This is a genomic window from Agromyces excoecariae, from assembly GCF_051715505.1.
Lineage (GTDB): Bacteria > Actinomycetota > Actinomycetes > Actinomycetales > Microbacteriaceae > Agromyces.
The window spans coordinates 47,802-61,286 of record NZ_JBPSLA010000015.1 but is presented as its reverse complement, the minus strand read 5'-3'; the positions used below and the strand labels follow the sequence as shown (position 1 = coordinate 61,286).

Annotated in this window: 10 protein-coding genes; 7 read left to right on the top strand and 3 right to left on the bottom strand. The window is 71.5% G+C overall.

From position 1 onward, the window contains the following. Positions 1-26: 26 nt before the first annotated feature. Both pgm and ACSJD1_RS15075 read right to left on the bottom strand, forming a co-directional pair. The gene (gene pgm / locus ACSJD1_RS15080; protein ID WP_438856099.1) at positions 27-1,658 is read right to left on the bottom strand and encodes a phosphoglucomutase (alpha-D-glucose-1,6-bisphosphate-dependent); all 1,632 of its coding nucleotides are present in this window, start codon (positions 1,656-1,658) and stop codon (positions 27-29) included. A gap of 58 nt (positions 1,659-1,716) precedes the next feature. Continuing rightward, entirely contained in the window at positions 1,717-3,003 is a 1,287-nt protein-coding gene (locus tag ACSJD1_RS15075; protein WP_438856098.1) for a DUF445 domain-containing protein, read from the bottom strand. A gap of 217 nt (positions 3,004-3,220) precedes the next feature. On the opposite strand from ACSJD1_RS15075, the gene ACSJD1_RS15070 reads away from it, so the two are divergent. The 4 genes from ACSJD1_RS15070 (at position 3,221) to ACSJD1_RS15055 (ending at position 8,423) form a co-directional block, all read left to right on the top strand. Further along, positions 3,221-6,370, top strand: coding sequence for a hypothetical protein (locus ACSJD1_RS15070; RefSeq protein WP_438856097.1), 3,150 nt, complete (start codon positions 3,221-3,223; stop codon positions 6,368-6,370). A gap of 105 nt (positions 6,371-6,475) precedes the next feature. Further along, entirely contained in the window at positions 6,476-7,435 is a 960-nt protein-coding gene (gene pheA, locus ACSJD1_RS15065) for a prephenate dehydratase (protein WP_438856096.1), read from the top strand. A gap of 5 nt (positions 7,436-7,440) precedes the next feature. Then, the gene (locus tag ACSJD1_RS15060) at positions 7,441-8,121 is read left to right on the top strand and encodes a hypothetical protein (RefSeq protein WP_438856095.1); all 681 of its coding nucleotides are present in this window, start codon (positions 7,441-7,443) and stop codon (positions 8,119-8,121) included. After that, positions 8,121-8,423 (top strand): hypothetical protein, encoded by a 303-nt coding sequence (locus ACSJD1_RS15055; RefSeq protein WP_438856094.1) that lies wholly within the window; start codon positions 8,121-8,123, stop codon positions 8,421-8,423. The genes ACSJD1_RS15060 and ACSJD1_RS15055 overlap by 1 nt, the downstream gene beginning before the upstream one ends. Before the next feature lie 55 nt (positions 8,424-8,478). On the opposite strand, the gene ACSJD1_RS15050 is transcribed toward ACSJD1_RS15055, so the two are convergent. Beyond that, positions 8,479-9,723, bottom strand: a complete 1,245-nt coding sequence (locus ACSJD1_RS15050; protein WP_438856093.1) for a diacylglycerol/lipid kinase family protein — start codon at positions 9,721-9,723, stop codon at positions 8,479-8,481. 93 nt (positions 9,724-9,816) lie between these two features. Between ACSJD1_RS15050 and serS the strand changes: the two genes are divergently transcribed. The 3 genes from serS (at position 9,817) to ACSJD1_RS15035 (ending at position 13,396) form a co-directional block, all read left to right on the top strand. Beyond that, positions 9,817-11,085, top strand: coding sequence for a serine--tRNA ligase (gene serS, locus ACSJD1_RS15045; RefSeq protein ID WP_438856092.1), 1,269 nt, complete (start codon positions 9,817-9,819; stop codon positions 11,083-11,085). Continuing rightward, entirely contained in the window at positions 11,082-11,894 is an 813-nt protein-coding gene (locus ACSJD1_RS15040; RefSeq protein ID WP_438856091.1) for an HAD family hydrolase, read from the top strand. The genes serS and ACSJD1_RS15040 overlap by 4 nt, the downstream gene beginning before the upstream one ends. A gap of 122 nt (positions 11,895-12,016) precedes the next feature. Beyond that, positions 12,017-13,396 carry an LCP family protein gene (locus ACSJD1_RS15035; RefSeq protein ID WP_438856090.1) on the top strand — a complete coding sequence of 460 codons (1,380 nt, stop codon included), beginning with the start codon at positions 12,017-12,019 and terminating at the stop codon, positions 13,394-13,396. Positions 13,397-13,485 lie beyond the last annotated feature (89 nt).

Genomic DNA, 13,485 nt, shown 5'->3' with positions numbered 1-13,485 from the left:
GTGCGCTTGCGCGGGGGCGTGCCCGCCTACGCCGACCCGAGCGCCGCGTCGACGATCCGCTTGGCCTCGGCCTGCACCTCGGCGAGGTGCTCCGGGCCGCTGAACGACTCGGCGTAGATCTTGTAGACGTCCTCCGTGCCGCTCGGCCGCGCGGCGAACCACGCGTGCTCGCTCGCGACCTTCACCCCGCCGACGGCGGCGCCGTTGCCGGGCGCGTGCGAGAGCTTCGCCGTGATGGGTTCGCCGGCGAGTTCGGTCGCCGAGATCGCGTCGCCGTCGAGCTTGCCGAGCGCGGCCTTCTGCGCGGGGGATGCCGCGGCATCCGTTCGCTCGTAGGCCGGCGCGCCGAAGCGCGCGACGAGCTCGGCGTACAACTCGGACGGGCTCTTGCCGGTGACCGCGCGGATCTCGGACGCGAGCAGGCACAGCAGGATGCCGTCCTTGTCGGTCGTCCAGACGGTGCCGTCCTTGCGGAGGAAGGACGCGCCGGCGCTCTCCTCGCCCCCGAACGCGACCGATCCGTCGATGAGCCCGGGCACGAACCACTTGAACCCGACCGGCACCTCCCAGAGGCGGCGGCCGAGCGACTCGGCGACGCGGTCGATCATCGAGCTCGACACGAGCGTCTTGCCGATCGCGGCATCCGCCGGCCAGTCGGGCCGGTGCGTGTACAGGTACTCGATCGCGACCGCGAGGTAGTGATTGGGGTTCATCAGGCCGCCGTCGGGCGTGACGATGCCATGGCGGTCGGCGTCGGCGTCGTTGCCCGTGAGGATGTCGTAGCCCTCGCGGTTCGCGAGCACCGAGGCCATGGCGTTGGGGCTCGACGGGTCCATGCGGATCTTGCCGTCCCAGTCGAGGGTCATGAACGACCAGCGCGTGTCGACCTTCTCGTTGACGACCGTGAGGTCGATGCCGTACTCGTCGCGGATCGCGCCCCAGTAGCCGACCGACGCCCCGCCGAGCGGGTCGGCGCCGATCCGGATGCCGCTGGCCCTGATCGCGTCGAAGTCGATGATGCTCGCCAGGTCGGCGACGTACCGGCCGCGGAAGTCGTAGGTCTCGACCGCGCTCGGCTCGGCCTGGTTCACGTCGCGGCATCCGTCGGCGATGAGCTCGTTCGCCCGGTTCGCGATCCAGCTCGTGGCGTCGGAGTCGGCGGGGCCGCCGTGCGGCGGGTTGTACTTGAACCCGCCGTCCTGCGGCGGGTTGTGGCTCGGGGTGATCACGATGCCGTCGGCCTCGCCCTCGGCGCGGCGCTCCGGGTCGTTGTTCCAGCTCAGGATCGCGTGGCTGAGCGCCGGCGTCGGCACGTAGTCGTCGTACTCGTCGGCGAGCACGCGCACGCCGTTGGCGACGAGGACGTCGAGTGCCGTCGTCTGCGCGGGCCCGCTGAGGGCGTGCGTGTCGGCGCCGATGAAGAGCGGGCCGGTGATGCCCTGGCGGTTGCGGTAGTCGACGATGGCCTGCGTGATGGCGAGGATGTGGTCCTCGTTGAACGCCGTGTTGAGGCTCGAGCCGCGGTGGCCCGAGGTGCCGAAGACGACGCGCTGCTCGGGGATCGAGGCATCCGGGTGCAGGTCGTAGTAGGCCCTCAGCAGGGCCTCCACGTCGATCAGGTCGGATTCGGTCGCCGGGGTTCCCGCTCGCTCGTGCATGCCCCAAGTCTGCCGCGCACGCCTGCCGCGCGACACCCCCTCTCGGCGGGCTCGGAGGTCAGGCGAGGGCTCCGATCGCCGTCGCGATCGTATGGATGGCGAGGCCTGCGAGCGCACCCACGACCGTGCCGTTGATGCGGATGTACTGCAGGTCGCGCCCGACCTGGAGCTCGATCTTCTCGGTCGTCTCGGTCGGGTCCCACCGCTCGACGGTCTCGGTGATGACGCCCGCGATCTCGTGCCGGTAGCGGCCGACGACGTAGGCCGCGGCGTCGGTCACCCACACGTCGACCTTCGCGGCGAGTTCCTCGTCGGTCGCGAGGCGCGCCCCGACCTCGATGAGCGCCGAGCGGACCCCCGCGCGAAGCTCGCTCGCCGGATCCTCGAGCGATGCGGCGAGCGAGACCTTGACCGAGTCCCACACCTCGCCCGCGAACTCCCGCAGCCGCGGGCTCTCGACGAGGTCGAGCTTCAGCCGCTCGATGCGCTCGATCATCGCGGGGTCGTGCTGCAGGTCGTCGGCGACCTCGGCGAGCCAGCGGTCGATCGCGAGGCGAAGCGGATGCCGCGGCTCGTCGCGCACGGACCGCGTGAACGCGAGCACCTCGCGGTAGGCCCGGTCGTCGACGAGGCCGCCGACGAAGCCGGGCACCCACTTCGGCAGCCGGCTGGAGACCATCGTGCCGAACGCCTCCGGGTGTTCGGCGAGCCACGCCTCGAGCTTCTCGAGCGCGGCGTCGACCGCCGCGCGCTGCTGGTCGGCCGCGACGAGGCGCGCACCGACCCTTCCGATCGCGGGCCCCCATTCGGGCTCGAGCAGGTGCCGCCGCGCGAGCTGCTCGATGACGTCGGCCACGTCGTCGTCGCCGAGCAGCGCGAGCACGCCCCGTCCGGCGACGGACGCCTCGGCGGTGACCCGTTCGGCGTTCTCGGACTCCCGCAGCCATTCGCCGAGTCGTCGGGCGATCCCCATCGACCGGAGCTTGCCCGTCACGACGGATTCGGAGAGGAACTCCTCCTCGACGAAGGCGCCGAGCGTGGCGCCGATCTCGTCCTTGCGGCGCGGGATGATCGCGGTGTGCGGGATCGGCAGCCCGAGCGGATGCCGGAACAGCGCGGTCACCGCGAACCAGTCGGCGATCGCTCCGACCATGGCGCCCTCGGCGGCGGCGCGGACGAAGCCCATCCAGGGCACGGTCTCCTGCAGCGGGAACGCGACCGCGAACACCGCCGCGGCCACGAGCAGCAGGCCGAGGGCGATGCGCTTCATGCGACGCAGCGCGATGCGCCGCTCCTCGTCGGTCGGCACCGCGCGGCGCGCGGCCGCGGCATCCGTCGTCGTCATCGCGCACCCCCTGTTCAGATTGTGCACCGGGTGGTCGGGACGGCCGCACCGAAACCCCCTGAACGAGGCGCATTCTCGATATTGAGGATGCCTCGGCATCGGAGTAGCGTCCGCCCCGGACACACGGCGACCGCATCTCGTCGGCCGTATCGATGCGCCTCCTCGGCCGCGCTCATTCCGCCGAGACCTCACACCTGGGAAACCCGGAGGCCTGCTCATGTCCAGGATCGATGCCGAGGCCGGCAGCACCGTCCCAGCACACGCACTCGGAGCGCGCGGCAGGGCGATCGCCGTCGCGACCGTCTTCGCCCTCGCGGGGACCGGGGCACTGCTGGGGGCGCCGGCGGCCGTCGCCGCGCCGACGACGCCGTTGACCGTCACCATCATGAGCGTCGACGGCATCGGCGACGACCTCGACGGCATCGGACGCAGCGACGCGGACTTCTACGCAGGGGTCGAGTTCGGCACCGGAACGGTCTCGGCGTACCGGACCGCGTCGCCCAGCTTCGAGCAGCACGTGGACGACGAGACGCACATCACGCCGTTCTGGGCGATCACGGGTCTCGTGGACGTCTACACGGTCGACTCGGTCCCGACGGCGAAGGTGACCCTCTCGATCTGGGATCACGACGACTGCGACACGGCGTTCTGCACCGACACCGGGATCGCCGAGTCGGACGACGATCAACTCGACATCAAGGCCGGCGCGGGCGAGACGGTCGAACTCACGATCGACATGCGGAACGGGCGCTGGTCGGGGGGCGCCGCCTGGCCGGCGAACTGCCTGACCGGTGACGGCGGCGAAGCCGTGAAGGTGTGCTTCGACGTCAGCGTCGACTCCGCCTCGGGCGACTCGGACGGCGACGGCCTGCTCGACGGGTGGGAGCGCAACGGCTTCGACGCGAACTCCGACGGGGTGGTCGACGTCGACCTGCCCGGATTCGGAGCGACCGTGGACCATCGCGACCTGTTCCTCGAGTTGGACTACTCCACCGGCCAGACGCCCCGGCGCGACGACATCGCCGCGATGCGCGACGCGTTCGCCGACGCGCCGCTCGGGAACCCCGACGGCGTCCCGGGCGTTCGGCTCCACGTCGACACGGGACCGCTCGTCGATACGACGGTGCGCAAGAGCCAACCCATCGGCACCTGCTCGGACGGCATCGACAACGGTGGCGACGGACGCATCGACGCCGCGGACCAGGACTGCGACAACGTGGCCGCCGGCACCTCGGGCGAGTACCTCGAGACGAGCACCGAAGACCCCGGTCCGGCCGACTGCACGCTCGCCGACGCGGGCGACCCCACGTGCCTCGTCGGCGACGACCTGGGCGGCGGCAACCTGCTGCCGCAGCACCTGGGCAACTGCGGCGTGGACTCGGTCTTCTACAACGCGAAGAACGGCGGAGGCGCCTTCCCGACCGCGAACTTCAGTTCCACCAGGAAGTGGATCTTCCGATACGCGATCAGCACGCAGCCCGACCAGGACACCGATGGCAACGGGCCCGACACCGGGTGCGGTTCGGGCGGCCAGGGCGAGATCGGCGGCAACGACTTCGTGGACTACAACCACGACGGCGGCACGATCATGCACGAACTCGGCCACACGCTCGGGCTGCGGCACGGCGGCAACGAGAACGGCAACTGCAAGCCGAACTACGTGAGCATCATGGACTACGACGAGCAGTTCGGGATCTCCCGGACCGGCGGCGGCGTGATCATCGACTACTCCCCGCCGCGGGTCGACCTCGACGGGGACCCGCACGGGGCGGCGCCGCTCGCGCAGCTGAAGGAGAACGCGCTCGATGAGAACGTGGTGCTCGACGCGACCGACAACCGCAACCTCATCGTGTTCAAGGACGGCGCAGGCGCTCGGCGCACCGGACCGCTGACCGGCGGCATCGACTGGAACGGCGACACCGTGATCTCCGCGCCGGGCACGACCGAGGCGCCCGTCAACATCAACGGCTCGAGCCCGCCGGGTCCCATCCCGGCGCCGCCGGCGCCGGCGCCGCAGCAGCCCGCGGCCTGCGCGTCGAACACGTCCACGAACGAGACGCTGAACGGCTTCCACGACTGGAACGCGATCTCCATCCCGTTCCGCCAGTTCGGCGACTCGAGCGACGGCGCGATCAACGCCGCCGACGAGATCGTGCCGACGATCGCCGACCGAGACATCATGGTCGCCCAGCTCAACACCGCCGACGTGTCCGTCGGCCTGGCGGACGGCCCCGACCCGGTCGGCGCGGGGGAGCAGTTCACCGTCACGGCGACCGCGACGAACGCCGGCCCGAACCCGGCGAACTCCACGGAGGTCACGGTGTCGGTGCCGACGGGACTCGACGTGGTCAGCACGAGCGTGGCGTGCGTCGAACTGGCGAGCACGGTGCGCTGCAACCTCGGGAGCGTCGCGGTGGGCGCCTCGCGTTCGTTCGACGTGGTCTTCGGCGTCCCCGCCGACTTCCTCTACCCCGACGCGAAGCGCACGGTGACGACGACGGCGACGGTCGACAACCTGGCCGGCCCCGATCCGACCGCCGCGAACGACAGCGCATCGACGACCACCGAGGTGATCACGAAGGCCGACGTCGCGATCACCGGCGCGGTCGCCGACGCCCCGCTCGAGATCCTCGTCGGCCGGACCGACCAGGTCTCGCTCGACCTCGACGTCGCGAACGCCGGACCCACGAGTCCGGTCGACGCTCGGGTCGACGTGACGGTCACGGGTGCCGCCGGGCTCCAGGTGTCGCCGCCGTCGTCCATGGTCGACGTCACCGCGCTCGCCGCGGGCGACCCGCAGGACGTCGGCTCGGGTGCGTTCGACGTGACGTGCACGGCACCCGGTTACCAGGCGATCTCGGTGAGCGCATCGATCGCGCTCACCGCGGCCGATGCCGTCGATCCCGATCCGACGAACAACGCGTCGAGCGTCGCGCTGACGGTCGACTGCGTGGTGCCCATCGCCATCAACGTCCGACCGGGCGGGTCGCCGAACTCGATCAACCTCAACACTGACGCCACGCTCGCCGCGCTCACGACCGAGGCGGGCGAGTACGGCCTGCCGCTGGCGTTCGACGCCACCGCGATCGACGCGGCGAGCGCTCGCTGGGGCCTGAGGAGCGCGGTGTTCGATACGGCGACCGTGACGGGAGCATCGGAGGTCCACGGGAGGATCCATCCCGAGCGCTCGTACGAGCTCGACGATCGCACGCGCGATCGCGACCTCGACGCGGTGCTCCACTTCAAGCCGAGCGACAGCGGCCTCGAGCTCTCGAGCACGGAGGCGTGCCTCAAGGCGTCGTACCGGGCCCCTGGCGGGCAGGTCTACCGTGCGCTCGGGTGCGATGCCGTCCGCGTGGTGAACTGACCGGGAGGGAACCGGCGAGTCCGGCCCGGGCCCGTGCCCTGGGCCGGATTCCCGGTGCCGTCATCCGCGGACGGCGGGCGCGCGGCGCTCACTAGGCTGAATCGCATGACGGATGCCGCGCAGCCTCGCCCCGACGAGACGTACTCGTACCTCGGGCCCGCCGGCACGTTCACCGAGGCCGCCCTGAAGCAGGTTCCCGAGGCCGTGGGCCGGCACTGGCGCAGCGTCAACAACGTCGGCGAGGCCCTCGCCGACGTCGTCGAGGGGCGATCGACCGCGGCGATGATCGCGATCGAGAACTCGGTCGACGGCGGCGTCTCGGCCACGCAGGACGCGCTCGCGACCGTCGCGGGGCTCCGCATCATCGGCGAGTACCTCGTGCCCGTGAACTTCGTGCTCGTGGCCCGGCCCGGGACCCGCCTCGACGAGGTGAGGGTCGTGAACGCCCACCCGGTCGCGTATGCGCAGTCGCGCGGATGGCTCGAGCGGGAGTTGCCCGACCACGCCCACCTCCCCGCGACGAGCAACGTGCAGGCGGCCGCCTCCCTCTTCGAGAACGGCCTCGCGGACGCCGCGGTCGCCCCGCCCGGCATCGTCGACCACCTCGACGTCGAGGTGCTCGCGGAATCGATCGGCGACAACCCGAACGCGATGACCCGGTTCGTGCTCGTGAGCCGGTCGCGGCGCATCCCGGCGCGCACGGGCGCCGACAAGACGAGCGTCATCGTCGAGCTGCCCGATGACGAGCCCGGCTCGCTGCTCGCGATGCTCGAGCAGTTCTCGACGCGCGGCGTCAACATGTCGCTGCTGCAGTCGCGCCCGATCGGCGACGAGATGGGCCGCTACCGCTTCGTCATCGACCTCGACGGCCACGTCGAGGACGAGCGCGTGTACGACTCGCTCCTCGGCCTCCGCCGCTTCAGCCCCAAGGTGATCTTCCTCGGCTCGTATCCGCGTGCCGATCGCCGCGAGGTCGAGTACCACTCGAAGTACGACGACGGCATCTTCATCGAGGCGCGCGACTGGCTCCGGGGCATCCTGAGCGGAGAACCCGAGGAGGACTGACGGGCATGACCGACCAGCCCGGGCGCGACTTCGACCCGCGGTACGACCCGCGCTTCCAGCGCGGCTGGGACGGGCCTGCGGATGCCGGGGAGCCACGAGAGCCCGAGGAGGGCCGTGATCCGGCCCCCGGGCCGCCGCGCGTCGCCGTGCCGAGCGATGATCCGACCGACGACGCCGGGGGGATGACGGTCGCCGCCGGAGCGGACGTCGATCGCGGCGGGCCGCAGGCGACCCCACTCGCGACGTCCGAGATCGTCGCCCCGCTCCCGGTCCCGGGCCCGGCGCCGGCGCCGGCCTCCCCGGCCTCGGCCGCGGAATCGGAGCCCACCGACGAGACGGGGCCCGTCGCCGCGAGCGGAGGCGCCGCGGTCCCCGGAGGCCCGGTCCTGCAGGCGGAGGCCGATCGCATCATGCGCGTCGCCTTCGGCGTCGCCTGGGGTGTGGCCGCGCTCGCGCTGCTGATCGGGATCTGGTCGGTCTCCGTCGTCGTGGACCAGGACCCGTTCGGCGGGCCGGGGCGGGATTCGGCCGAGATGACGATGCGGGCGTTCGCCTATTCCGCCGGTCCGGCCCTGCTCGGTTCGGCGGTCGTCGGAATCGCGGTCCTGACCGTCGCCGACGGCATCCGGCGGGCCCGGCGCCCCGGCACGCGATCCGGCCGGACCTCCGCGACCGGAGCCCGCTGATGGACGTCCGTCGGGCGATCCTCTCGCCGAACGTCGTCGCGCTCGTCGTCCTCGGCGTGCTCGGGCTCGTCGTGCTCTGGGTGATGACGTCCTGGCTCGTCGAACTCGACTCGGGCACGATCTTCGACGACACCGACCGAGACGCGCAGCGGCGCTACCACCTGATGTCCACGCTCCCGTACATGCTCTCCGGGCCTGCGGTCTCGGCCCTCCTCGCCAGCCTGCTCGGGCTGCCGCTGCTCATCGGCGCCCGGCTCGTCGCGATGAGGAGGGAACCGACGACGACGTCCACGGGTCCGTGACGCGCACGACGAGCGCCTTCGGGTCGATGGTGAACCGGGCCGCGGGGAGCTGCAGCTAGCGTTCCGCGGCGCCCGGCTCGGGATCGGGTCCGGCGGCCGCGTCGGCGTCCTCGCCCGACGTCGGCTCATCCGGGTCGGGCTGCGTCGCCATCGCCTTCCGGGCTTCGACCTCGGCCAGCTCGAGCTCGGAGGTCGCGAGCTCCTCGTGCGGTCGCCGTTCGGCCGGTCGCTCTCCGCTCGCCGACGGTGCGACGGCACGCCGGCCGGCTCCGCCGGTCGTCCGCCCGGTACCCCGCTCGGACACGCGGACGACGAGCGCCTTCGGGTCGATGACGAATCGGGCCGCGGTGATCGTGCCCATCTCCTCGCCGTCGATCTCGAACTCCTGCGCTTCGCCGTCGATGATCACGTCGATCGAGTTGCCGCTCGAGTAGACGACCTCCCGGCCCTTGTTGCCGCCGGTGAGGTCGATGAGCTGGCGGCCGAGCGCCGTCTTGCGCAGCACGCGGTTCTCCCACGCGATCTTGCGCCAGACCAGCAACCATCCCCAGAAGTTCTTCGGCTGCAGCCGGACGACGTCGAGGCGCCCGTCGTCGATCTCGGCATCGGGGATGAGCTCGATGTTGCCGGGCAGGTAGCCGAGGTTCGCCACGAGCATGCTCGCGACCCTCGAGCGGTGCGTGCGCCCGCCGTCCATGCGGTGCGCCACCCTGAACGGCTCGGAGTTCGGGATCGCCCGGATGCCCGCGTCGACGTAGGCGAGCCAGCCGACGCGCTTCTTCAGCTCGGGGTCGGTGTTCGCGATCATGGCCGCGTCGAAGCCGATGCCGCTCATCACGAGCGACACCTCGGTCTCGGTCGAATCGTCGGCGCGGCGCACCTTGACCCGGAGCACGTCGACGGCGCGGTCGGTGCCGGTGAAGGCGAGCTTCGCTGCGCCGGGGATGTCGTTGACGGGGATGCCGATGTTGCGCGCGAACAGGTTGCCCGTGCCGAGCGGCACGATGCCGACCGGGACCTTCTCGCCCCCGAGGCCCTCGGCGACCGCGCGGACCGTGCCGTCGCCGCCCGCGGCGATGATCAGGTCGACGCCGGCCTCGACCGCCTCCTTGGCCTGCCCGGTGCCGGGATCGTCCTCCTCGGTCTCGATCCAGAGCGTGTCGGAGAACCCGTGCTCGCCCTCGAGGTCGTGCACCGCCGTGCGGAGCTGGTCGATGCCCTGCTTCACCGGATTGAAGATGACCGCGACGCGCTTGGCACCGCCCCCGGCATCCGCCTGATTCGTATCGACCCCACTCATGGGTCGAATCTAGGGCATCGCGCCTGTGCGGAAGCCGGTGGATGCCGGCGTGCGTCGGAAGGGGCGCCGGGGGCCCTGACTAGACTTGCTCGGGTGATCGACCCCCTGCTGCTCCGCGACAACCCCGACCTGGTCAAGCGCTCGCAGGAGGCGCGCGGCGAGTCCCCGGCCTTCGTCGACGACGCGGTGTCGGCCGATGCCGCCCGTCGCGCCGCCATCACCGCCTTCGAGTCGCTCCGAGCCGAGCAGAACGCGTTCGGGAGGCAGGTCGCGAAGGCGCCGAAGGAGGAGAAGGCCGCACTCGTCGCCCAGGCGCAGGAGCTCGCCGCGAAGGTCAAGCAGGCCAATGCGGATGCCTCGGCCGCCGAGGAGGCGTTCACCGCCGCCGTGCAGCGCATCGGCAACGTGGTCATCGAGGGCGTTCCCGCAGGCGGTGAGGAGGACTTCGAGATCCTCCGCGAGGTCGGCGAGATCCCCGCCTTCGGCTTCGAGCCCCGCGATCACCTCGAGATCGGCGAGCTGCTCGACGGCATCGACATGGCGCGCGGCGCCAAGGTGTCGGGCGCCCGCTTCCACTTCCTCAAGGGCGTCGGCGCGCGCCTTCAGCTCGCGATCATGAACATGGGCCTCGACACGGCGATCGGCAACGGCTTCACGCCGCTCATCACTCCGACGCTCGTGCGGCCCGAGATCATGCAGGGCACGGGCTTCCTCGGCGCGCATGCCGAGGAGGTCTACCACCTGCCGGCCGACGACCTCTACCTCACCGGCACGAGCGAGGTCGCGCTCGCCGGATACCACTCCGATGAGATCCTCGACCTCTCCGCGGGGCCGATCCGCTACGCCGGATGGTCGACCTGCTACCGCCGCGAGGCGGGCAGCCACGGCAAGGACACGCGGGGCATCATCCGCGTGCACCAGTTCGACAAGCTCGAGATGTTCAGCTACGTCGACCCCGTCGACGCGGAGGAGGAGCACGAGCGCCTCCTCGCCTGGCAGGAGGAGATGCTGCAGGCGCTCGGCCTGTCGTACCGCGTGATCGACGTCGCGGCGGGCGACCTCGGATCGAGTGCGGCCCGCAAGTTCGACGTCGAGGCGTGGGTGCCGACCCAGCAGGCGTACCGCGAACTCACCTCGACCTCGAACTGCACGACGTTCCAGGCGCGCCGGCTCGACATCCGCCACCGCACCGAGAGCGGGAAGACGGCACCCGTGGCAACGCTGAACGGCACGCTCGCCACCACGCGCTGGATCGTCGCGATCCTCGAGACCCACCAGCAGGCCGACGGCTCGGTGGTGGTGCCAGAGCGCCTCCGCGGCTACCTCGGCGGCCTCGAGGTGCTCCGCCCCGTCGAGCGATGACCGCCGCTGCCGACGAGCGCTGGTTCGTCGCCCTCGACGTCGACGGCACGATCATGCACGAGGACGAGTCGATCGATCCGGTCGTGGTCGAGGCCGTGGCATCCGCCGTCGATCGCGGCCATCTCGTCACGCTCGCCACCGGGCGGTCCTGGTCGACGACCCGCCCGGTGCTCGAGCACCTCGGGCTCGAGCCCGAGTACGTCGTCACCGCGAACGGCGCGATCACGATGCGCCGCGACCCGGCATCGGCCGACGGTTGGACGCAGGCGCACGTCGAGACGTTCGACCCCACCGACGTGCTGCTGCGCATCCGCGACGAACTGCCGGGCGGGAGGTTCCTCATCGAGCTCGCGGACGGGTACCGCCTGTTCACGCGCGGCATGTCCGACTGGAACCTCGAGCGCGCCCGCGAGGTCGAGTTCGAGGGGCTGCTCGGCCGGCCTGCGACGCGCGTCGTCGCCACCTCCGTCGACCACGACCTCGACGAGTTCTTCGGGCTGGTGGAGCGCATGGGCCTGCACCACGTCAGCTACGCGATCGGCTGGACCGCGTGGCTCGACATCGCGCCCGACGGGGTGAACAAGGCGACGGCGCTCGAGCGGGTGCGCGGATGGCTCGGGGTGCCGCTGCGCCGCGTGCTCGCCGTGGGCGACGGGCGCAACGACATCGAGATGTTCCACTGGGCCGGCGCCGCCGGCCGCGCGGTCGCGATGGGTCAGGCGCCGGCCGAGGTCGTCTCTGCGGCGCACGAGCGCACCGGCCGGATCGAGGAAGCGGGCCTCGCACCCGTGCTCGACTCGCTGCCCTGAGGGCGACTCCGTCCCCTCCGGCGGGCCCTTGGCGGTCCGCGCGCGTCCCGTTCGGATCACGAACGGCGACGTTCCCGCCGTGATCAGGCCGAACGTGGTTAGGATCGCGATCGGGGGCATGCGTGAGCGATCTGTTGGACGCACCGCAGGACGACACGCCGACGACTGACGACGGCGTGTCGGACGGTCATGTCCCGCTGCCGCCGGTCATCCCCCCGCCGGCGCCTCCCAGCCCCCGCGTGCCACCGGTGCTCACCGAGGCGGCCGTGCCGCCCGCGCACCACGGCCGGCTTCCGCGTCGAAGCGCCGCCCGATCCCTGGGGAAGGGCGTCGGCGCGACGGTCGCGGTCCTGCTCGTCGCGTCGGGTGCGATCGCGGCGTACGCGGTGACCGACCTGGTCGCGCCCGTCGCCGCCCGGCCGAGCGTGCAGTTCGAGAGCGAGCGGATCCTCGAGAGCGTGCCCGACATCGGCGCGATGGAAGGCGGACTCAACTTCCTCCTCGTGGGCAGCGACAAGCGGCCGGCGGACGGATCGTTCGGCGATCCGTACCTGGACTCGGCCACCCTGAACGACGTCACGATGCTGCTCCACATCGCCGAGGACCACTCGCACGTCGAGGTGGTGAGCTTCCCGCGCGACATGCTGGTCGACGTTCCGGCGTGCCAGGATCCTGACGACCCCTCCGCCACGCTGTACGAGGGCTACGGCGTGAAGCTCAACACCGTCCTCGACTACGGGGGGCTCTCGTGCGTCGCGCGGACCATCGAGGAGCTCGTCGGCGTCACCATCCCGGTGGGCGGCATCGTCGAGTTCAAGGGCGTCGCGGCCCTGGCGGAGGCCGTCGGCGGCGTCGAGGTCTGCCTGGCCGATCCGATCGACGACGAGTACTCGGGCCTGAAGCTCGACGCCGGACGCCACCAGATCACCGGCGCGACGGCGCTCGCCTTCCTCCGCACGCGGCACGCCGTCGGAGACGGCAGCGACCTGGGACGCATCTCGGCGCAGCAGACCTTCCTCGCATCGCTCGCTCGCACCCTCCAGGCCGACGGCACGCTCGGCGATCCGGTCAAGCTCTACTCGATCGCCCAGGCGGTGCTGAAGAACATGACGTTGTCCTCCGGCCTGCAGGACGCGTGGCGACTGGTCTCGATCGCGCGCACGATGCAGGCCGTCGACCTGTCGAAGATCGCCTTCATCCAGTACCCCACGGCGTACACGTACGACTTCTCCGCGGTCGTGCCGACCGCGTCCTCCGCGGTCATCGACCAAGCGCTCCAGGCGGACCTGCCCGTGACGTTCGATCCCGACGCCACCGGCAGCGCCTCCTTCGGAACGGTCGAGGGCGCCGGCGGAGAGGATGCGGTCGCCTCCAGCCCGCCGCCCACGGATGCGACCGCGACGCCGACCGCCCCGCCGACCGCGGCGGGCAGCCTCCTCCCGCCGGACGTGACCGGCCAGACGGCAGCCGACGTGCGCTGCACGACCGCCAACTCGGGGTGACCGGACGCGCGCCGGACGCGCGCGTCCAGCGTCGACTCAGGAGTCGCACAGACTGGCCTGCGAGGCTCGCTGCAACACGTGTCGGCTAG